Origin of the sequence: Actinotalea endophytica (assembly GCF_025717005.1) — a bacterium.
GTDB lineage: Bacteria > Actinomycetota > Actinomycetes > Actinomycetales > Cellulomonadaceae > Actinotalea.
Genome location: NZ_JAOVZU010000006.1, coordinates 153,808 through 174,394 on the forward strand (window position 1 = coordinate 153,808; position 20,587 = coordinate 174,394).

Genomic DNA, 20,587 nt, shown 5'->3' on the forward strand with positions numbered 1-20,587 from the left:
CCTGGGCGAACTGGCGGGGCTCGCCGTAGGCGCAGCGGGTACCCTGCCCAGCAGACCCGTTCCGCGACGGAAAGGCACCGGGCGACGGCCCGGCACCCATGAATCTCAGCCGACTCACCCGCGGCCCGATCCTCTGGATCGCCCTGGCCGTGATCATCCTGCTCTTCGCGGCGTCGAGCCTGTTCACGCCGTCGGTGCACCGGATCGACACCTCCGACGGCCTGGCACTGCTGGCCGGCGACACCGTCGAGCAGGCGCTCATCATCGACGGCCAGCAGCGGGTGGACCTCACGCTGTCCCAGGACTTCACCAAGGGTGACCAGAACTACGGCAAGAACGTGCAGTTCTACTACGTCGCACCGCAGGGTCAGACCGTCGTCGACGCGGTGCAGAACGCGGACCCGCCCCAGGGCTACAACTCGGTCAACCCGCAGACGACGTGGTGGGACAGCCTGATCACGTTCGTGCTGCCGATGCTGCTGCTGCTCGGCCTGTTCTGGTGGCTGATGATGCGCATGCAGGGCGGCGGGTCCCGGGTCATGCAGTTCGGCAAGTCCCGCGCGAAGCTGGTCTCCAAGGAGAACCCGCAGGTGACGTTCGAGGACGTCGCGGGGGTCGACGAGGCGGTCGAGGAGCTGCAGGAGATCAAGGAGTTCCTCGCCGACCCGGGCAAGTTCCAGGCCGTCGGCGCGAAGATCCCCAAGGGCGTGCTGCTGTACGGCCAGCCCGGCACGGGCAAGACCCTGCTGGCCCGCGCGGTGGCCGGCGAGGCCGGTGTGCCGTTCTACTCGATCTCCGGCTCGGACTTCGTCGAGATGTTCGTCGGCGTCGGTGCCTCGCGGGTGCGTGACCTGTTCGACCAGGCCAAGCAGAACGCGCCGGCGATCATCTTCATCGACGAGATCGACGCGGTCGGCCGGCACCGCGGTGCGGGGCTCGGCGGTGGCCACGACGAGCGCGAGCAGACGCTCAACCAGATGCTCGTCGAGATGGACGGCTTCGACGTCAACGCGAACGTCATCCTGATCGCCGCGACCAACCGCCCGGACATCCTGGACCCCGCGCTGCTGCGCCCGGGCCGGTTCGACCGGCAGGTGTCGGTGGACGCCCCCGACCTGCGCGGCCGCGAGCAGATCCTCCGGGTGCACGCCCAGGGCAAGCCGATGGCGCCCGACGTCGACCTGGCGGCGGTCGCCAAGCGCACCCCCGGCTTCACCGGCGCCGACCTGGCGAACGTGCTGAACGAGGCCGCGCTGCTCACCGCGCGCTCGGCCGGGCAGCTGGTCGGCAACCACGAGCTCGACGAGGCGATCGACCGGGTCATCGCCGGACCGCAGAAGCGCACCCGGCTGATGAACGACAAGGAGAAGAAGATCACCGCGTACCACGAGGGCGGCCACGCCCTGGTCGCGGCGTCGCTGCGGTACACCGACCCGGTGACGAAGGTGACGATCCTGCCGCGGGGTCGTGCCCTCGGCTACACGATGGTGATGCCCGCCGAGGACAAGTACTCGGTCACCCGCAACGAGCTGCTCGACCAGCTCGCCTACGCGATGGGTGGTCGGGTCGCGGAGGAGATCGTCTTCCACGACCCCACCACGGGGGCGTCCAACGACATCGAGAAGGCCACCACGACGGCCCGCAAGATGGTCACGCAGTACGGCATGAGCGACAAGGTCGGCGCCGTGCACCTCGGTCAGGACTCCGGCGAGGTGTTCCTCGGTCGCGACGTGGGCCACCAGCGCGACTACTCCGAGGACGTGGCGGCCGTCGTGGACGTCGAGGTGCGCAAGCTCATCGACGCCGCGCACGACGAGGCCTACGAGATCCTGGTCACCAACCGGGCCGTGCTCGACGAGCTGGTCGTCCAGCTCCTCGAGCGCGAGACGCTCAACCAGGCCGAGCTGGCCGAGGTCTTCCAGCCGGTGATCAAGCGCGACCTGCGCGAGGTCTGGCTGTCCAGCCCGGAACGACAGGTCAGCGACATCCCGCCGGTCCAGACCCCGGCGGAGAAGGCCGCGGGCAACGGCAAGGCGGTCCCGGCCGAGGCTCCGCAGGACGAGGCGGCCCAGGCGTCGCCCGAGCACGCGCTCCCGCCGCTCGACGAGCCGGCCGGCGGCGTCGAGGGCGGCGGCACCCTTCCGGGCGGCCCGACGTCGTGAGCACGCTCGACGACGACGTCGCCGGCCGGCCGCCCGAGGAGCCGAGCGGCTTCGACCTCGCGCGCGCCGAGGCCGCGGTGCGCGAGCTGTTGCTCGCGGTCGGCGAGGACCCGGACCGCGACGGCCTGCGCGACACCCCGGCGCGGGTCGCACGCGCGTACGCCGAGATGTTCTCCGGCCTCGGTCGCGACCCCCGTGAGGTGCTCACCACCACGTTCGACGAGAGCCACGAGGAGATGGTCCTGATCCGGGACATCCCCGTGTACTCCCAGTGCGAGCACCACCTCCTGCCGTTCCACGGCGTCGCGCACGTCGGCTACATCCCCGGGCGGGACGGCCGGATCGCAGGGCTGTCGAAGCTCGCGCGGCTGGTCGACCTCTACGCACGGCGCCCGCAGGTCCAGGAGCGGATGACCACCCAGATCGCCGACGCGTTGGTCGACGTCCTCGGGGCGGCCGGGGTGATCGTCGTCGTCGAGTGCGAGCACCTGTGCATGTCGATGCGAGGTGTGCGCACACCGGGCGCCCGAACGCTGACCTCGGCGGTCCGCGGTCAGCTGCGCAACAGCGCCACGCGGGCCGAGGCGATGGGGCTCATCACCGCACAGTGAGCGCGCACCCGGCACCCCGCCCGGCAGTCCGGGTCGGGGCACGACCCGGCCCTAGGCTGGGTGGGTGAACGTGCTGCACCCGGCACCGCTGCGCGCGGACCTCGCCGCGCTGGACCGGACCCTGGTGATGGGCGTCGTGAACGTGACACCGGACTCGTTCAGCGACGGCGGCCGGTGGTACGAGCCGGACGCTGCGGTGGCGCACGGTCTCGAGCTCCTCGCCCGCGGCGCCGACCTGCTCGACGTCGGCGGGGAGTCGACCCGTCCCGGAGCGGCCCGCGTCGACCCGGACACCGAACGGGCCCGGGTGCTGCCGGTGATCCAGGAGCTGGCCGGCGCCGGCGCCGTCGTCAGCGTCGACACGACTCGCGCCGCCGTCGCACACGACGCGGTCGCGGCGGGTGCGGCGATCGTCAACGACGTCTCCGGCGGCCTCGCCGACCCCGCGATGTACCGCCTGGTCGCGGAGGCGGGCGTGCCCTACGTCGCGATGCACTGGCGCGGGCACGCCGACGTGATGGACGACCTGGCCGACTACGACGACATCGTGGCCGACGTGTGCCGTGAGCTCGCCGAGCGGGTCGACGCCGCGGTCACCGCGGGCGTTCGACCCGAGCAGCTCGTGCTCGACCCGGGGCTCGGCTTCGCGAAGCCCGGCCGCGACAACTGGCCGCTGCTCGCGCACCTCGACGCGCTCGTCGCGCTCGGGCACCCGGTGCTCGTGGGAGCGTCGCGCAAGCGGTTCCTGGGGCACCTGCTGGCCGGCCGGGACGGGGGTGTCGACCCGGTCCCGCCCGTCGAGCGGGACCTCGCGACCGCGGCGGTGACGGCGCTCGCAGCGGCGGCCGGAGCATGGTGCGTCCGGGTGCACGACGTGGCAGGCTCGGTGGACGCAGTCCGCGTCGCAGCGGCGTGGACCGCAGCGCGCGGCGAGCCGGGCGCCGACGACGTCCGAACAGGAGGACACGGTGGCTGAGGACCGCATCCGGCTGACCGGGATCCGGGCCACCGGGTACCACGGGGTGCTGGAGCACGAACGGCGTGACGGGCAGGAGTTCGTCGTCGACGTGGTGCTGCACGTGGACACCAGGGCGTCCGCGTCCGCGGACCGTCTCGAGCTCACCGTGGACTACTCCGCGGTCGCGACGCAGGTCCACGCCGTGCTGGCGGGTCCGCCGGTCAACCTGGTGGAGACCCTCGCGGAGCGGATCGCCGCGGTGGCGCTCGCGCACGAGCGGGTCGTCGCGGTCGACGTCGTGGTGCACAAGCCGCACGCTCCGGTCACCGTCGCGCTCACCGACGTCACGGTGGAGATCAGCCGCTCCCGCGAGGACCCGCCGGTCGTGGCGGCCGAGGCGCCGACCGTCGTCGAACGTCAGGTGCCGGCGTGGTCGCCGGTCGCCGGCATCGTGGCCGCGGCGCTCGCGGACGAGCTGCCCGAGCCGGTGCCCGAGCCCGTACCGCTGCCGGAGCCGCTTCCGCCGCCCGAGCCGGTGCCGAGCGTCGCTCCGACGGCCGGCACGGTTCCTCAGCCGCCGGTCCCGCCGGTGCCCGTGCCGGCTCCCCTGGCGGGTGCGGGCGAGCGATGGGAGCCGCCCGCGGAACCTGAGGTGCCGGCGTCGACGCCGGGGGAGCCCGGCGTGTGGGCGACCGGCTCGGCGTTCGAGCCGGAGGAGGCCGACGCGTGGGAGCCCGGTTCGACGCTCACCCCGGAGGAGGCCGACGCGTGGGAGCCGGCCGTCGCGCCGGCCGCGCTCGAGGACGCCCCGACCGCCGTGCTCGACCTGGACGACCTCGCTGCGCCGTTGACCGCGCGGCCCGACGCGTCGACGCCGTCGGCCCCTCCCGGGGTGCCGCCGGAGCCCGCCGCGCCCGCGTGGCCCACCGAGTCCGTCCCGCCGGCCACCCCGGCGCAGCCGGCCGCCTCCCCGCTCCCGCCTGCGCCACCGGTGCCTGCGGCGGCGCCGACCTGGAGCCCTGTCGGGCAGGTGCCGGAGCCGGCTCCGTTCCACGAGCCGCCGTCCGGGACGGCGCCGATGCCGGTGCCCGAGCCGGCCGGCTTCCCCGGGCCGGTCCCGACCCTCGCGCCCGAGCCGGCTGGCTTCCCCGGGCCCGTCCCGACCCTCGCGCCCGAGCCCGAGCCGGAGCCGGAACCGGTGCCGGTGCCGGAGCCCGTCCCGTTCCCCGGGCCCGTGCCCGTCGCCGACGTGGTGCCTCGGGACCGGCTGGACTTCGCTCCCGACGAGCCGGTCCGGGTCGTGCTCGCGCTCGGGTCGAACGAGGGCCCGAGCCAGGAGACCCTGCGTCGAGCGGTGAACGAGCTCGCCGCCCTGCCGGGCTTCGAGGTGACGGCCGTCGCCCCGTTGGCCCGCACCGCGGCCGTGGGCGGCCCGCCGCAGCCGGACTTCCTCAACACGGTCGTGCTCGGTCGGACCACCCTGAGCCCGCGTGCCCTGCTGCACGCGTGCCAGACGATCGAGGCTGCGCACGGCCGGCGCCGCGAGGAGCGCTGGGGACCGCGCACGCTCGACGTCGACCTGATCGTGCACGGCAGCACCACGGGCGTGACGGACGACCTGGAGCTGCCGCACCCGCGTGCGCACGAACGGGCGTTCGTGCTGCAGCCGTGGGCGCAGGTCGACCCTGACGCCGTGCTGCCCGGCCTCGGCGGCGGCCCGGTCGCCGCGCTCGCCGGCACGGCGCCCGATCGCGACGGCGTGCGCTGGCTCGCGCTCGACTGGTGGACCCCGCCGGGGGTCGACTGATGCGACGAACGCCCTGGCCCCGGCTCGTCCTGATCGCCGGGGTGGTGGCGGCGCTGTCCACAGCGCTGCTGCGGGTGCTCGAGGGGCGCGGATGGATCGTGCTCGGCCCGCCGGTGCTGTCGACCGTGGTGACCCTCGGGATCGCCGCCGTGGTGCTCGCGATGGGGTGGAACGTCCGGCAGTTCGTCAAGGGCAAGCGGCCGGGCACCGACCCGATCGTCGCCGCGCGCACGGTGGCCCTTGCCACGGCGGCCGCCTACACCGGCACCCTGCTCACCGGCTGGTACGCCGGCCACGTGCTGCTGGTGGTCGGAGACCTCGCGATCGCCGCGCGCCGGGACGTGGCGATCGGCGCCGGCGTGGCGCTGCTCGGCGCGGTCGTGCTGACGGTCGCCGGCCTGGTCGCCGAGCACTGGTGCGAGGTCCCGCCGGAGGACGACGACCGCGGGGTCCAGGCCGGGTCCACCGCGTGAGCGGTGGGAGGATGGCGGCCATGAGTGAGCCGAAGAACCCGTTCGAGCCGGCCGACGTCGTGTGGCAGCCGGTCTCCGGCCGTCTGGTCACGGTGCGGCTCATCCCGCTCGGCCTGGTGCTGGGCCTCCCGCTGCTCGGCAGCGCCGCGGCAGCCGCCCTGAGCGGGATCGCAGGGCTGTGGGCGATCCCCGCGGTCCTCGCGCTCCTCCTGGTCTGGGGTGCCGTGCTGGTGCCCCGTCAGGTCCGCGCCGTCGGCTACGCCGAGCGGGACGACGACCTGCTGATCCGTCGCGGCGTGATGTTCCGGTCGTTGGTCGTCGTGCCCTACGGGCGGATGCAGTTCGTCGACGTCCACGCCGGACCGCTCGATCGCTGGGCCGGCGTGGCGAGCGTCCAGCTGCACACCGCCTCGGCGTCGAGCGACGCCGCGATCCCCGGGCTCGTCCCGGCCGAGGCCGCCCGTCTGCGCGACCGTCTCGCGGCGCGCGGCGAGGCGAGGCTGGCCGGCCTGTGAGCGGTCGGGGGGCCATGCCGCAGGACCCGCCCACCGGTCTGACCTGGCAGCGGGTGCACCCCGTGACGCCTCTGGTCAGCGGGTGGAAGGTGTTCGCGGTCCTGCTGGTGATCGCGGCGCAGCAGCTCGACTTCGACCCGTCGAACCTGACCGAGCTGGTCAGGCTCGCCGGACTCGCCACGATCGTGGCCGGCGTCGCCGTGGTCGTGCTGATCGGGTTCGCGTGGTCGGCGCTCGCGTGGCGGATGACCCGCTACGCGATCGACGACGAGACCATCTACCTCCAGTCCGGTGTGGTGTTCCGCCGCCAGCGCGCGGCGCGCCTGGACCGGATCCAGGGGATCGACACCATCCAGCCGCTGCTGGCGCGGATGTTCGGGCTCACCGAGCTGAAGATCGAGGTGGCCGGCGGGCAGGACTCGGCCGTACGCCTGGCCTTCCTGCGCGACGACGAGGCCCAGCGGCTGCGCAACGAGCTGCTCGCCCGGGCGGCCGGTCTCGAGGTCGGCTCGGCCCGCGAGGGCGGCGCTCCGACACCGGTCGCGGCAGCCCCGGAACGGGAGCTCGTCGTGGTGCCGCCGGCCAGGGTCGTGCTGGGCCTGGTGCGCTCGGGGGCCGCGATCGTCGCGGTGCTGGTCCTCGTGGCGAGCCTGGCCGTGATGATCGGCACGCACCAGCCGGCCGTCTTCCTGACGATGATCCCCGCCGTGATCGCCTCCGGGAGCTTCGTGTGGACCCGGTTCAGCAGCGAGTTCAACTTCCGGCTCGCGCAGTCCCCGGACGGCATCCGTCTGCGTCACGGGTTGCTCGAGGCTCGCGCGCAGACCGTGCCGCCCGGCCGGGTGCAGGCGGTCCAGCTCAGCCAGCCCTTGCTGTGGCGGGGGCGTGACTGGTGGCGGGTCGAGGTGAACATCGCCGGCTACGTCCAGCAGGGCAACCGGCCCCAGGAGACCGTGCTGCTGCCGGTCGCGACGAGGGACGAGGCGATGCTCGCGCTCTGGCTCGTGCTGCCGGACCTCGGCGCCGAGCGCGCCCGCGAGGTCCTGGACGTCGGGCTGAGCGGCATGGGCCCGGAGGAGGGCTTCGTGGGCAGCCCGTCCCGGGCCGTCTGGCTGGACCCGCTGGGGTGGCGGCGCAACGGCTACCTGGTCACCGAGCGCGCCCTGCTGGCGCGGACCGGTCGGCTGCACCGTCGCCTCGTCGTGGTGCCGCACGAGCGGACCCAGTCGATCGGCGTGGCTCAGGGGCCGTGGCAGCGTCGGCTCGCTCTCGCCAGCGTGCAGCTGCACTCCACGCCCGGTCCGGTGAGCCCCGTCGTGCCGCACCTCGACCAGGCGGCCGCCGGCGAGCTCGTCACGATGCAGGCGTCCCGCGCCCGGCGGGCGCGCAGCCTCGCCGGGCCCGAGCGCTGGATGGCACGCCCGGAGGCGCAGCCCGGCGGGCACGCGCCGCGTGACCTGCCGGTGGCTCCGCCCGGTCCACCGGCGCCACCCGCCCAGCCGGGTCCGACGCCCCCGCCCCCGCCCCCGCCCCCGCCTGCGCCGTGAGCGCGGTCCAGGCGGGCCGGCTCGGGGTCGGCGTGGTGGGCGCGGGCCGGGTCGGAGCAGTTCTCGGCAACGCCCTGCGTGCGGTCGGGCACGCGGTGGTCGGTGCGAGCGGGATCTCCGAGGCGAGCCGCGAGCGGATCGGGGCCCTGCTGCCCGGGGTGCCCGAGCTCGAGGTGCCGCAGGTCGTCGAGCGGGCCGAGCTGGTCCTGCTGACCGTGCCGGACGACGCGCTGCCCGGCCTCGTCGAGGGTCTCGCCGCGACCGGCGCCTGGCAGCCGGGCCAGATCGTGGTGCACACCTCCGGCGCGTCCGGCACGGGCGTGCTGGCGCCGGCCGCGCGGGCCGGGGCGATCACGATCGCGCTGCACCCCGCGATGACCTTCACGGGCACCTCGCTGGACCTCGCGCGGCTGCCCGGCTGCACGGTCGCCGTCACCGCCGCCGCACCCGTGCTGCCGATCGGCCAGGCCCTGGTCGTCGAGCTCGGTGCCGAGCCGGTGGTGGTCGCGGAGGAGCAGCGGCCGCTGTACCACGCGGCCCTGGCGCACGCCGCCAACCACCTCGCCGTGCTCGTCGCCCAGGCCGCCGACGCGCTGCGGGCCGCCGGGGTCGACGACGCGGACCGGGTGCTCGGCCCGTTGCTGTCCGCCGCGCTGGACGGCGCGGTGCGTTCCGCCGCCGCGGGCGTCGCGGCCCCGGGTGGGGTGGCCTCGCTGACCGGACCGGTCGTGCGCGGCGACGCCGGCACGGTCCGCGCCCACGTCCGGGTGCTCGGCGAGCTCGCCGGGAACCGTCCGGACGCGGCGGACGTCGTGGTCGCGTACCGCGCGTTGGCCCGCTCCGCGACGGCCCGCGCGCTGCGCGGTGGACGGATCGACGCGGGCCAGGCCGAGCGCCTGCTGGACGCCCTCGAGCCCACCGGGCCCGACCCTGAGGAGGATCGATGAGAGTCGTCAGCACCAAGGCGGAGCTCGCGGACGCGCTCGCCGCGCTGCCCGGGCGCCGCGCCGTGGTGATGACCATGGGTGCGCTGCACGAGGGGCACCTCACGCTCGTGCGCACCGCCCGCACCCTCGCGGACGTCGTGGTCGTCACGATCTTCGTGAACCCGTTGCAGTTCGGGCCGACCGAGGACCTGGCGCGCTACCCGCGTGACCTCGAGGGCGACGTGGCCAAGCTCGCCGGTGCCGGCGCGGACCTCGTCTTCGCACCGGGTGTGGCCGAGGTGTACCCGACCCCGGCGGTGGTCACGGTCAGCGCCGGCCGGGTCGGCGAGGTGCTCGAGGGGGAGTTCCGGCCCGCGCACATGGACGGGGTGCTCACCGTGGTGCTCAAGCTGCTGCACCTCACGGCACCCGACGTCGCGCTGTTCGGCCAGAAGGACGCCCAGCAGCTCGCGGCGATCCGCCGGATGGTGGCGGACCTCGACCTGGGTGTGGAGATCGTCGGCGTGCCCATCGTGCGCGAACCGGACGGCCTCGCGCTCTCCTCGCGGAACGCCTACCTCGCACCCGACGAGCGGACGGTGGCCCTCGCGCTGTCCCGCGCGCTCGCCGCCGGTGCTGACCTGGCGGCCGCGGGCGGCGGTCCGCGGGCGGTGCACGCGGCCGCGGCGGAGGTGCTCGCCGCCGAGCCGGGCGTCGTCCTGGACTACCTCGCGCTGGTCGACCCCGCGCTCGACCCGCTGCCGGAGGGGTACCGTGGTTCGGCCCTCCTGCTCGTGGCCGGGCGGGTGGGGACCACGCGCCTGATCGACAACGTGGTGATCGACATCGCGGGGATCGACGTCGCGGGCGCCGGGTCGGTCGAGAGCAACGAGGAGCACTGATGTCCACCGGTCGTCTTCGCACGATGATGACGGGCAAGATCCACCGCGCCCGGATCACCCACGCGGACCTGGACTACGTCGGGTCGATCACGATCGACGCCGACCTCATGGCCGCTGCCGACATCCTGCCCGGTGAGCAGGTGGACGTCGTCGACGTCACCAACGGTGCGCGGCTGACCACGTACGCGATCCCGGGCGAGCCCGGCAGCGGCGTGCTCGGGATCAACGGCGCCGCGGCGCACCTCGTCGAGCCCGACGACCTGGTGATCGTGATCGCCTACGGGCAGCTCTCCGACGTGGAGGCGCGCACGTACACGCCCAGGGTCGTCCACGTGGACTCGGGCAACCGCATCGTCGACCTCGGGACCGACCCCGGGGTGCCGCAGCCGGGTCTGAAGACCTCGGCGGTGCCCTGGGACGGGCACCGGTGAGGCTCGCCCGGCGCCTTGCCGGACCTCAGCCGGGCTGGACCGCGCACGCCGACGCGATCGTCGTCGGGTCAGGGGTCGCGGGTCTGACGGCGGCACTGCGGCTGCGGTCTCGCGTCCCTCGCGTGCTGCTGGTCACCAAGGGGCCGCTCGCGTCGGGGTCGACGGTCTGGGCACAGGGTGGCATCGCCGCCGCGCTCGACCCGGAGGACAGCCCCGAGGCCCATCTCAGCGACACGCTGGTCGCCGGTGCCGGGCTCTGTGACCGGGGCGCCGTGGAGGTGCTGGTCACCGAGGGTCCGGACCGCGTCCGTGAGCTCATGGCGCTCGGCGCCAGGTTCGACACCGACTCCGACGGCGGCATCTCGCTGACCCGCGAGGGCGGGCACCACGCCGACCGGATCGCGCACGCGGGCGGTGACGCGACCGGCGCCGAGATCTCCAGGGCCCTCGTCGCGCAGCTCGAGGCGGTGCGCAACGACCCGGGCATCGAGGTGCTCGAGAACGCCCTGGTGCTCGACCTGCTGACCGCGGCGCCGGACGCCGACGGCCGGCCCGGGCCGGTGTGCGGCGTGACGCTGCACGTCATCGGCGCGGGCCAGCGGGACGGCGTGGGCGCCGCCCTGGCCCCGGCCGTGATCCTGGCGACCGGCGGGATCGGGCAGGTCTACCCGTCCTCGACCAACCCGGTGCAGGCGACGGGCGACGGGCTGGCGGCCGCGCTGCGGGCCGGTGCGTCGGTGGCGGACGTGGAGTTCGTGCAGTTCCACCCGACCGTGCTGTGGCTGGGGTCGGGCGTGAAGGGGCAGCTCACCCTGGTGTCCGAGGCGGTGCGGGGCGAGGGCGCCATGCTGCTGGACACCGACGGCCTGCGGTTCATGCCCGAGGTGCACCCGATGGCGGAGCTCGCGCCGCGGGACGTGGTCGCGCACGCGATCGTGCGGCGGATGGCGGAGACGTCCTCGGACCACGTGTTCCTCGACGCGCGGCACCTGGGGGCGGACTTCCTGCGTGCGAGGTTCCCGACCATCGACGAGAGCCTGCGGGCCGAGGGCATCGACCTGGCGACCGACCTGGTCCCGGTGGCCCCGGCCCAGCACTACCACTCGGGTGGCGTGCTGACCGACCTGCGTGGGCGCTCGGACCTCGAGGGGCTGTACGCGGCGGGCGAGGCGGCGTGCACCGGTGTGCACGGCGCGAACCGGCTCGCCTCGAACTCGTTGCTCGAGGGACTCGTCTACGCCTACCGCGCGGCGGCCGACGTGGCCTCCCGGGTCGCCGATCGCGACCTGGTGCAGCGCGAGCCGGTGGAGCGTGACGGGGTCGCGCTGGTCGCGGCGCCGACCCGGAGCCGGGTCCAGCGTCTCGCGGCTCAGGGGCCCGGCGTGATCCGCACGGCTGCGGGTCTCGAGCGCGCGGCCCAGGCGCTCGCCGCCGTGCCGACCCACGCGCACGAGGTGCCGGGGGTCCAGGCGACCCCGCAGGCGGCCGAGTGGGAGACCACGAACCTGCACCAGGTGGCGACGCTGCTGACGCTCACGGCGCTGCGGCGCGAGGAGTCCCGCGGCGGGCACTACCGCGAGGACTTCCCGGAGACCTCACCGGCCTGGCGTGCCCGGCAGGTCGTCCGGCTCACCCCCGACGCCGAGCCCGAGATCGCGCTCGCCCCCGTCGCCGACTGAGCCACCAGGCTCCTCACACGCCCGGCACCGCTCGCGCCGCGACGCCGAGTTCGCTGGTGGGCGCCGAGTTCGCTGGACCTGACCAGCGAACTCGGCGACGGTCAGCGAACGCGGCGCCCGGGGGGGGGTGGTGGGTCTCAGCCGACCTCGAGGACCAGCTCGGGCAGCGCGGCGCGCAGGGTGAGCATGCCGCCGGAGAGGTTCGCCGAGTCGAGGCCCGCCTGGTCGAGGACGCGGTGGGCCAGGTACGAGCGGAAACCGCTCGCGCAGTGCACCCGCACGGGACGGCCCTCGGCGGCCTCGCGGATCTCCTCGAGCCGGGCCCGGACCTCGGTGTGCGGCACGTTGAGCGCCTTGGGCAGGTGCCCGCGGCGGTACTCGCCGGCCGAACGGACGTCGAGGATCAGCGCGGTGTCCATGACCTCGTCGAGCTGGTGCGGGTACCAGAGGGTCAGCGTCCCGTCGAGGACGTTCTGCGCGACCATGCCGGCCATGTTGACCGCGTCCTTGGCCGAGCCGTAAGGCGGGGCGTACGCGAGCTCGAGCTCGGCCACGTCGTCCATGGTCATGCCCGCGGCGAGCGCGGTGGCGAACACGTCGATCCGCTTGTCCACGCCGGCGCGCCCGACGGCCTGGGCGCCGAGCAGGCGGCCGTCCGGCGCGAACATCACCGTCATGTGCAGCTGCTCGGAGCCGGGGAAGTAGCCCGCGTGGTGGCCCGGGTGGGTGTGCACCACGTGGTGCTCGATGCCGGCGCGCTGCAGCTGGTGCTGGCTGGCGCCGGTGACCGCGGCGGTCAGGCCGAACACGCGGACCACCGCGGTGCCGATCACCGGGCGCGCCTCGGTGGCCTCGGTCAGCCGGCCCATGATCGAGTCCGCAGCGCGGCGGCCCTGACGGTTGGCCGGGCCGGCCAGCGGGATCGGGCCGAGCGCGCCGGTCACGCCGTGCCGCACAGCGGTCGCGTCGCCGACCGCCCAGATGTGCCGGTCCGAGGTGCGCTGCGCGGTGTCCACGACGATCGCACCCTGCTCGGTCAGCTCCAGGCCCGCGCCGGCCGCGAGGTGGGTGTCCGGCCGCACGCCGACCGAGAGCACCACGACGTCGGCGGCGAGCACCGTGCCGTCGGACAGCTCGACCTCGACGGCGTGGTCGGCGCCGCGGGTCGGTCGCACGCCCTGCGCGGCGACCCCGACGTGCGTGGTCACGCCGTGCGCGCTGAGCTCGTCGTCGAGCAGGCTGGCCAGCTCGGCGTCCAGCGGCGGCAGGACGTGCGGCGCGAGGTCGACGAGGTCGACGTCGAGACCGCGCTCGCGCAGGGCCTCGGCGGCCTCCAGGCCGATGAACCCGGCGCCGAGCACGACGGCCCGGGACGCGGAGTCGGTGAGCAGCGCGCGGATCGCGTCGGCGTCCGGGACGCTGCGCAGGGTGTGCACCTGCGGCAGGTCGAGACCGTCGATCGGCGGGCGGACGGCGGCGGCGCCGGGGGCGAGCACGAGTGCGTCGTAGTCGACGACGTCGGTGCCGTCGTGCGGGAGCCGCACGGTGACCTGCTTGGCGTCCGGGTCGATCGAGACGACCTCGTGGCCGGTGCGCACGTCGAGGTTGAGCGCGGCGCGCAGCGACGCGGGGGTCTGCAGCAGGAGGGAGGCGCGGTCGGCGATCTCGCCACCGACGTGGTACGGCAGTCCGCAGTTGGCGAACGACACGTAGTCGCCGCGCTCGAGGACGACGATCTCGGCGTCCTCGTCCAGGCGGCGGGCCCGGGCCGCGGCGCTCATCCCTCCGGCGACACCGCCGACGACAACGATCCTCATGGTGGTCCTCACTGGTCGGTCGGCTCGAGCCGACGAACGGTCACTGGCCGCATCGTGCCGTCGAGGCTACGGCCCGGGCACGACGAAGGGTGGGCACCTGGCCCACCCCGTTGCGGTTCCTCGGCACCAACCATATACCCCGGGGGGTATATTTCCGACAGTCCGAAGGTCCTAGTCCGGCACCGGGCGGACGGCCTCGACGACCGTGTCCAGCGCATCCCGGTCGGCCCCGGCGACGCTGCGGCGGACGATCTCGGCGCGCTCGACCCGCAGGCCGGCGCCGGTCAGGACCTCGGCGACCTCGTCCGGGTCGGTGAGCACCTCGTGCCGGCGCGGTCCGCCCACCCCGGCGGTGAGGTTCGTCCGGTCGTGGCCGACGAGCAGGAGCCGCCCACCGGGCGCCAGTGCGCTCGCCGACAGCTCGAGCGTGCTGCGGGCCTGGTCCGGCGGCAGGTGGACGAAGCTCAGCAGCACCAGGTCGGCCGAGCCGGGCTCGGGGCGATCGGTGCTGACGTCGGCGACCGCCCACCGGATCGGGCCGGGCAGCGCGCCGTCGGCCGCGAGCCGCTCCGCCGTCTCGCGACCTCGCTCGACCGCGACCGCGGAGAAGTCGACCGCGTCGACGGACCAGCCCAGGCCGGCGAGCCAGATCGAGTGCCGGCCGTCGCCGCAGGCGACGTCACGCGCGCGGCCGGGCGGCAGCGCGCTCACGACCTCGCGGACCGTGACGTTCGGTCCGGCGTGCCAGGGCGAGCCCTGGGCGTAGCGCTGGTCCCAGTCGGCCGCGGTGCCCCGGGCCGGGTCGGTCACGCGAGCGAGAGGAACAGCTTCTGGAGCTTGGCGCGGTCCACGCCCGCGGCCTCGTCGCCGCGGGTGATGCACTGCTCGAGCCCGGAGGCGATGATGACGAAGCCCGCGCGGTCGAGCGCCTTGGACGCTGCCGACAGCTGGGTCACCACGTCGGCGCAGTCGGCCCCGGACTCCAGCAGCTTGAGCACGCCGCCGATCTGTCCCTGGGCGCGGCGGAGCCGGTGGATGACCGCGGTCAGCTCCTCGGGGTCGAGCTGCATGCCTACCTCCGAACCGCGCGGCTTCTGCTGCGCCGTCGACGACTCCTCGGCCATGCTCACCTCACCTCACAGATCCGCCTGCCATGCGCCAGGCTGCGATCCCGCCGGAGAGGCTTGTGGCCTTGTACCCCATGGATCGTAGCTGGGCGGCAGCGGACTTCGACCGGGACCCCGAGGCGCACATCACGACGACGGGGACGTCCTTCTTCAGCCGCCGCGCCTCGCCGGCCAGCTTGGCCATCGGGATGTGGCGGGCCTGTGGCGCGTGGCCGGACTTCCACTCCGAGGTCTCGCGCACGTCGACCAGCTGGGCGCCGTCGTCCAGCAGGGTCAGCGCGCGGTCGACCCGCACGTTCTTGGGAAGGGCGTCGGGGTCACGGCTCAGCAGGCGGTCCAGGAAGGAGGGCATGCGCAGAGAATACCCCCTGGGGTATGCGGGGCGCAGCCCGGTCATGTCGCGGTCGACTGCGGGCCTCTAGGGTCGACTCATGGACGAGCACCCGGAGCACTCCCCGCAGCCCGCTCCGCCGGACCCGGCCTGGCTGGCCCGCACCGTGGAGATCGCGCTCGACGAGGACCTCGGCCCGGCGCCCGGCCGGGACGTGACGACGCAGGCCACCATCCCGCTCGGCCAGGAGGGGGTCGCGGACCTCGTCGCCCGGGCCGACGGCGTGGTCGCCGGCCTGGTCGTGGTGCAGCCGGTGCTCGACGCCGTCGCGGCCCGGCTCGACCTGGATCGCGCACTGGTCACGCTCCGCGTCGATGACGGTGCGCGCGTGACCCGGGGCGACGTCGTGGGAGAGCTGCGCGGTCCGGTCCAGGTACTGCTCGTCGCCGAGCGGACGCTGCTCAACCTGGTGTGCCGGGCCTCGGGGATCGCCACCCACACCCGGCTCTGGGCGGACACGCTCGAGGGCACCGCGGCCACGGTCCTCGACACCCGCAAGACCACACCCGGCCTGCGCGCGCTGGAGAAGTACGCCGTGCGGTGCGGCGGGGGCACCAACAAGCGGATGGGTCTGTACGACGTCGCGATGGTCAAGGACAACCACATCGCCGCGGCGGGCTCGGTGGGCGCCGCGGTGCGCGCGGTCAGGGAGCGGTACGACGTGCCGATCCAGGTCGAGGCGGACACCCTCGCCCAGGCGATGGAGGCGATCGACGCGGGCGCGGACTTCCTGCTGCTGGACAACATGGCGACCCCGCTGCTCGCCGAGGTCGTCGCCGCGGTGCGGGCCCGTGAGCCCGAGACCGGGCGGGTCGAGCTGGAGGCGACCGGGAACCTGACGCTCGACCGGGCCCGCGAGGTCGCGTGGACCGGCGTCGACTACCTCTCGGTCGGGGGACTGACGCACTCCTCGCCGATCCTCGACCTCGCGCTCGACCTGCGCGCCTGAGGTTCCCGCCGACGTTCGTGCCCGCCGGGGCGCCCACCGCCGAACGGTCGGGCCGCACCGCCCCCGATAGACTCCCGCGGTGACCACGCCTGACGTCCACGCCGCCGACGACCTCCCGGAGCAGATGCAGGTCCGCCGCGCCAAGCGCGACCGGATCCTCGCCGAGGGCGGCCAGGCGTACCCGGTGAGCGTGCCCGTCAGCCGGACCCTCTCGCAGGTGCGCACCGCGCACGAGGGCCTGGCGCCCGGCGAGGAGACCGACGACGTGGTCGGCGTGGCCGGCCGGGTGGTCTTCCAGCGCAACACCGGGAAGCTCTGCTTCGCGACGCTGCAGGACGGCGAGGGCCACCGTCTGCAGGTGATGCTCTCGCTGGCCGAGGTGGGCGAGGAGAGCCTGGAGGCCTTCAAGGCGGATGTCGACCTGGGTGATCACCTCTTCGTGCACGGGCGGGTGATCTGCTCCAAGCGCGGTGAGCTCTCGGTGATGGCGGACGAGTGGCGGATGGCGGCCAAGGCGCTGCGGCCCCTTCCGGTGCTGCACAAGGAGCTGTCCGAGGAGGCTCGGGTGCGCAACCGCAGCGTCGACCTCATCGTGCGGCCCGCCGCACGGGACGCCGTGCGGCTGCGCGCGGACGTGATGCGCTCGCTGCGGGACAACTTCCACCGGCGCGGCTACCTCGAGGTCGAGACGCCGATGCTGCAGACGCTGCACGGCGGGGCGACGGCGCGGCCGTTCGTCACGCACATGAACGCCTACGACATCGACCTGTACCTGCGGATCGCTCCGGAGCTGTTCCTCAAGCGCGCCGTCGTCGGTGGCGTCGAGCGGGTCTTCGAGATCAACCGCAACTTCCGGAACGAGGGTGCGGACTCCAGCCACTCGCCGGAGTTCGCGATGGTCGAGGCGTACCAGGCGTACGGCGACTACGACACCATGGCCGAGCTGACCCAGGACCTCATCCAGACCGCGACCCGGGAGGCCCTCGGGACGACGCTGGTCACGCTCGCCGACGGCACCGAGTACGACCTGGGCGGCGAGTGGCAGCAGATCACGCTGTACGGATCGCTGTCGGAGGCCATCGGCGAGCAGATCACTCCGCAGACCTCGGTCGAGCGCCTGCTCGAGCTCGTCGAACGTTTCGACCTTCAGGTGGATCGCGCCCGGCAGAACCACGGAAAGCTCGTCGAGGAGCTGTGGGAGCACCATGTCGGTTCGGCGTTGCACGCGCCGACATTCGTGCGCGACTTCCCGGTCGAGACGAGCCCGTTGACGCGCGACCACCGCGATGCCGACGGTCTTGTCGAGAAGTGGGACCTGTACATCCGCGGGGTCGAGACGGCGACCGCCTATTCCGAGCTGGTCGACCCGGTGATCCAGCGGGAACGTTTCGAGGCGCAGGCACGCCTTGCGGCCGCCGGTGACGACGAGGCGATGCGGCTGGACGAAGATTTTCTTGCGGCGATGGAGCACGCGATGCCGCCCAGTGGGGGAATGGGGATGGGCGTCGATCGGTTGCTCATGGCGATGACTGGGCTCGGGATCCGCGAGACGATCCTGTTCCCGCTGGTCAAGCCGATGTGAGGGTGCTGTGAACACGTTCTGGCTGTCCGTCGGGGCGCTCATCCCGCCGATCGGGGTCGGCGTCATCTTCTGGCTGGTGATGCGCTGGATCGTCCGCGCGGACCGGCAGGAGCGCGCCGCGATCGCGCGAATCGACGCGGCCGAGCGCGATGCCGCTGAACGAGATGCCCCACCGCGCGAGGACTGATTTTCCACGACCGGGTGCGCGGTGTGCCGGATTTCTGTGATTCTCCGTTATTGTTGACCTGTTCACAGGGGGTCGACGACGTGAGGAATCATGATGGCGCAAAAGGTTCAGGTCGTTCTGGTGGATGACATCGACGGCGGGACCGCGGACGAGACGGTGTCGTTCTCGCTCGACGGTGTCGCCTACGAGATCGATCTTTCGACGGCGAATGCGGCGGCGTTGCGCGACGCCTTCGCGCCCTATGTCGGATCGGGTCGCCGGGTCGGTGGCCGCACGCGTGCGGGTCGCCGTTCCGCGCCGGGGCGCTCGCGCACGAACAGCACGGAGATCCGTGAGTGGGGCCGTGCCAACGGTTTCGAGGTGAGCGAGCGCGGCCGGATCTCGGCCGAGCTGCGGGCCGCCTACGAGAAGGCCAACGCCTGATCCACCGACGTCGGGCCCGGGTGCGTGGAGCGCGCCCGGGCCCGAGGCGTGTCTGCCTCAGGACGCCAGGGCGCGGCGCAGGAAGGCGATCGCCTCGGCGTCGTCCTCCGGCCCGCCTCCCTCGTGGCCGTTGTAGCGCCACACCCGCAGCTCCTTGGGGCCGGCCCAGGCGTGGTGCGCCGCCACCACGGTGGACGGCGGCACGATCTCGTCCATCAGCGCGACCGAGATCCGCGCCGGGGCGCTCGCGCGCCGGGCGAACGCCACCCCGTCGACGTAGGACAGCGTGCGCAGCACCCGCTCGGCGGCGTCCCGATGCTGGCTCAGGTACGCACGCACCTCGGAGAACGGCGCGGCGTCGGTGATCGTGATGGCCCGCGCGATGTCGCACAGGAACGGCACGTGGGCCGCGACCGCGCGGACCTGCGGCACCAGCGCGGCCGCGGCGATCGCGAGCGCGCCGCCCTGGCTGCCGCCCACGACGGCGACCCGCTCGGGGTCGACGCCCGGGAGGGTGCGGGCCAGGTCGACCGCGCGCACGGCGTCGGTGACCAGCCGCCGGTAGTAGTACGTCTGCGGGTCCTCGATGCCGCGGGTCATCACCCCGGGGAACTGCGGGCCGCTGCCCCAGGGGTCCGGGGTGGCGCCACGGCTCCAGACCGAACCCTGGCCGCGGGTGTCCATCTGCAGGTGGGCGTACCCGGCCGCGGACCACTGGAGGTTCTCCAGCACGTGCCCGCGCCCGCCGCCGTAGCCGACGAACTGCACGACGACCGGCAGCGGGCCGGCCGCGTTCTTCGGCACCCGCCACCACGCCCGGACCGGGTCGCCGGCGAAACCGGCGAACGTCACGTCGTGCACGTCGACCGTGGCCAGGGCGTCGACCGGCTCCAGGACCGGTGGCCGGTCGGCCGCACGTGCCTCGGCGAGCGTCGTGGCCCAGAACTCGTCGAAGTCGTCGGGCTCGACGAGGTCGCTGGTGTGCTCCCAGAGCTGGGGTTCGGGCAGGTCCGTGTACATCAGGCTCCCTGGCGACTGGTCGGACCGGTCGACCCGCGCACCACGAGCGAGGTCGGCAGGCGCAGGTGGGTGTGGTCGTCCGCCGCGCCGCCGATCAGGCCGAGCAGCATGGACGTGGCGGCGGCGCCCATGTCCTGGATCGGCTGGCGCACGGTGGTCAGCGCCGGCTCGGCGGCCACGGCCTCGGGGACGTCGTCGAACCCGACGACCGACAGGTCGTGCGGGATCCGCAGGCCGAGCCGGTGCGCGACGTCGAGCACGCCGAGGGCGGACAGGTCGTTCGCCGCGAAGATCGCGGTCGGTGGGTCGGCGAGCGAGAGCAGTCGCTCGGCCGGCTCCACCGCGGTCTCGCGCCGGTAGCCGCCGACCTGCACCAGGTCGGGGTCCACCTCGACGCCGGCGGCGGCCATCGCCTGACGGAACCCCTCCTCGCGACGCCGGGAGGACTCGAGGTCCTCGCGGCCGCCGAGGAAGCCGATCCGGCGGTGGCCGAGCGAGAGCAGGTGCTCGGTCGCGGCGACCGCGCCGCGGAGGTTGTCCGAGTCGACGGTCGGCAGGCCGGACGGCCCGGTGTGCGGGTCGACGGCCACGACCGGGACCGGCGCGGTGACGTCGACGACGGTCGGCGTCACCAGGAGGGCGCCGTCGATCAGGGTGCCGCTGAGCCGCGACAACGAGCGCCGCTCCCAGCCCACGCCGGTGCCGACCTGGCCGCCGCCGGAGTAGGCGAGCAGCTCGTAGCCCGTGCCGGCGATCGCCTGCGAGACGCCCTTGAGGATCTCGGTGCTGAACGGCTCGAACTCCGCGACCAGGATCCCGATCACGTGGGTCTGGTGGGAACGCAGGCTGCGGGCCACCAGGCTCGACTCGTAGCCGAGCTCGTCGATCACCTGCCGGACGCGCTCGGACGTGCCGGCGGCGACGCCGTAGCGGTCGTTGACGACCTTGGACACGGTCGCGACCGAGACGCCCGCGGCTCGCGCCACGTCGTGGATGGTCACCCGTGCCATGGTGGGAGCCTATCGTGTGGAAAACGTTATCGATAACGATTGACATGCTGCCCGGGACGGTGGCACGCTC

The 20,587-nt window shown here is 74.0% G+C and carries 21 protein-coding genes; 15 read left to right on the plus strand and 6 right to left on the minus strand.

All coding sequences use genetic code 11. The annotated features are described in order from the left end of the window. Positions 1-98 precede the first annotated feature (98 nt). From ftsH to OEB99_RS11840, 11 genes are all read left to right on the plus strand, one after another. The gene (gene ftsH / locus OEB99_RS11790; protein WP_263510322.1) at positions 99-2,162 is read left to right on the plus strand and encodes an ATP-dependent zinc metalloprotease FtsH; all 2,064 of its coding nucleotides are present in this window, start codon (positions 99-101) and stop codon (positions 2,160-2,162) included. Continuing rightward, on the plus strand, positions 2,159-2,773 hold the full coding sequence (gene folE / locus OEB99_RS11795) for a GTP cyclohydrolase I FolE (protein ID WP_263510323.1): 615 nt from the start codon (positions 2,159-2,161) through the stop codon (positions 2,771-2,773). The genes ftsH and folE overlap by 4 nt, the downstream gene beginning before the upstream one ends. Before the next feature lie 127 nt (positions 2,774-2,900). Then, positions 2,901-3,749: a dihydropteroate synthase gene (gene folP, locus OEB99_RS11800; RefSeq protein ID WP_263577617.1), complete on the plus strand. Its 849-nt coding sequence runs from the start codon at positions 2,901-2,903 to the stop codon at positions 3,747-3,749. Next, positions 3,742-5,538 (plus strand): 2-amino-4-hydroxy-6-hydroxymethyldihydropteridine diphosphokinase, encoded by a 1,797-nt coding sequence (gene folK, locus OEB99_RS11805; protein ID WP_263510326.1) that lies wholly within the window; start codon positions 3,742-3,744, stop codon positions 5,536-5,538. The genes folP and folK overlap by 8 nt, the downstream gene beginning before the upstream one ends. Beyond that, positions 5,538-6,011 carry a DUF3180 domain-containing protein gene (locus OEB99_RS11810; protein ID WP_263510328.1) on the plus strand — a complete coding sequence of 158 codons (474 nt, stop codon included), beginning with the start codon at positions 5,538-5,540 and terminating at the stop codon, positions 6,009-6,011. Before folK ends, OEB99_RS11810 begins: the two co-directional genes overlap by 1 nt. Positions 6,012-6,022: 11 nt before the next feature. Further along, positions 6,023-6,526, plus strand: a complete 504-nt coding sequence (locus OEB99_RS11815; protein WP_411910690.1) for a PH domain-containing protein — start codon at positions 6,023-6,025, stop codon at positions 6,524-6,526. Further along, positions 6,523-8,073, plus strand: a complete 1,551-nt coding sequence (locus OEB99_RS11820) for a PH domain-containing protein (RefSeq protein ID WP_263510332.1) — start codon at positions 6,523-6,525, stop codon at positions 8,071-8,073. Before OEB99_RS11815 ends, OEB99_RS11820 begins: the two co-directional genes overlap by 4 nt. Further along, a complete protein-coding gene (locus OEB99_RS11825) occupies positions 8,070-9,020 on the plus strand; it encodes a Rossmann-like and DUF2520 domain-containing protein (protein ID WP_263510333.1) in 951 nt (316 codons plus the stop codon). Before OEB99_RS11820 ends, OEB99_RS11825 begins: the two co-directional genes overlap by 4 nt. Next, positions 9,017-9,901 (plus strand): pantoate--beta-alanine ligase, encoded by an 885-nt coding sequence (gene panC / locus OEB99_RS11830; RefSeq protein ID WP_263510335.1) that lies wholly within the window; start codon positions 9,017-9,019, stop codon positions 9,899-9,901. The genes OEB99_RS11825 and panC overlap by 4 nt, the downstream gene beginning before the upstream one ends. After that, positions 9,901-10,332 carry an aspartate 1-decarboxylase gene (gene panD, locus OEB99_RS11835; protein ID WP_263510338.1) on the plus strand — a complete coding sequence of 144 codons (432 nt, stop codon included), beginning with the start codon at positions 9,901-9,903 and terminating at the stop codon, positions 10,330-10,332. The genes panC and panD overlap by 1 nt, the downstream gene beginning before the upstream one ends. Then, the gene (locus tag OEB99_RS11840; protein ID WP_263510339.1) at positions 10,329-12,011 is read left to right on the plus strand and encodes an L-aspartate oxidase; all 1,683 of its coding nucleotides are present in this window, start codon (positions 10,329-10,331) and stop codon (positions 12,009-12,011) included. The genes panD and OEB99_RS11840 overlap by 4 nt, the downstream gene beginning before the upstream one ends. 137 nt (positions 12,012-12,148) lie before the next feature. Here the strand turns inward: OEB99_RS11840 and OEB99_RS11845 are convergent, their stop codons facing one another. From OEB99_RS11845 to OEB99_RS11860, 4 genes are all read right to left on the minus strand, one after another. After that, the gene (locus tag OEB99_RS11845) at positions 12,149-13,828 is read right to left on the minus strand and encodes an FAD-dependent oxidoreductase (protein ID WP_263510340.1); all 1,680 of its coding nucleotides are present in this window, start codon (positions 13,826-13,828) and stop codon (positions 12,149-12,151) included. Between the two features lie 171 nt (positions 13,829-13,999). After that, positions 14,000-14,638, minus strand: coding sequence for a class I SAM-dependent methyltransferase (locus OEB99_RS11850; RefSeq protein WP_263510341.1), 639 nt, complete (start codon positions 14,636-14,638; stop codon positions 14,000-14,002). Continuing rightward, positions 14,635-14,898: a metal-sensitive transcriptional regulator gene (locus tag OEB99_RS11855; RefSeq protein WP_263577618.1), complete on the minus strand. Its 264-nt coding sequence runs from the start codon at positions 14,896-14,898 to the stop codon at positions 14,635-14,637. The genes OEB99_RS11850 and OEB99_RS11855 overlap by 4 nt, the downstream gene beginning before the upstream one ends. Positions 14,899-14,959: 61 nt before the next feature. Further along, entirely contained in the window at positions 14,960-15,307 is a 348-nt protein-coding gene (locus tag OEB99_RS11860; protein WP_263510342.1) for a rhodanese-like domain-containing protein, read from the minus strand. 79 nt (positions 15,308-15,386) lie between these two features. On the opposite strand from OEB99_RS11860, the gene nadC reads away from it, so the two are divergent. The 4 genes from nadC to OEB99_RS11880 all read left to right on the plus strand — a co-directional run bounded on the left by nadC (position 15,387) and on the right by OEB99_RS11880 (position 18,487). Next, the gene (gene nadC / locus OEB99_RS11865; RefSeq protein WP_263577476.1) at positions 15,387-16,295 is read left to right on the plus strand and encodes a carboxylating nicotinate-nucleotide diphosphorylase; all 909 of its coding nucleotides are present in this window, start codon (positions 15,387-15,389) and stop codon (positions 16,293-16,295) included. 124 nt (positions 16,296-16,419) lie between these two features. Then, positions 16,420-17,877 carry a lysine--tRNA ligase gene (gene lysS, locus OEB99_RS11870; protein ID WP_263577619.1) on the plus strand — a complete coding sequence of 486 codons (1,458 nt, stop codon included), beginning with the start codon at positions 16,420-16,422 and terminating at the stop codon, positions 17,875-17,877. A gap of 7 nt (positions 17,878-17,884) precedes the next feature. Beyond that, positions 17,885-18,064, plus strand: coding sequence for a hypothetical protein (locus OEB99_RS11875; protein WP_263577477.1), 180 nt, complete (start codon positions 17,885-17,887; stop codon positions 18,062-18,064). A gap of 93 nt (positions 18,065-18,157) precedes the next feature. Further along, the gene (locus OEB99_RS11880; protein WP_263577478.1) at positions 18,158-18,487 is read left to right on the plus strand and encodes a histone-like nucleoid-structuring protein Lsr2; all 330 of its coding nucleotides are present in this window, start codon (positions 18,158-18,160) and stop codon (positions 18,485-18,487) included. Positions 18,488-18,544: 57 nt separating this feature from the next. On the opposite strand, the gene OEB99_RS11885 is transcribed toward OEB99_RS11880, so the two are convergent. Both OEB99_RS11885 and OEB99_RS11890 read right to left on the minus strand, forming a co-directional pair. Beyond that, on the minus strand, positions 18,545-19,507 hold the full coding sequence (locus OEB99_RS11885; protein WP_318011414.1) for an acetylxylan esterase: 963 nt from the start codon (positions 19,505-19,507) through the stop codon (positions 18,545-18,547). Continuing rightward, a complete protein-coding gene (locus OEB99_RS11890) occupies positions 19,507-20,517 on the minus strand; it encodes a LacI family DNA-binding transcriptional regulator (RefSeq protein WP_263577479.1) in 1,011 nt (336 codons plus the stop codon). Before OEB99_RS11890 ends, OEB99_RS11885 begins: the two co-directional genes overlap by 1 nt. Between the last annotated feature and the right edge of the window lie 70 nt (positions 20,518-20,587).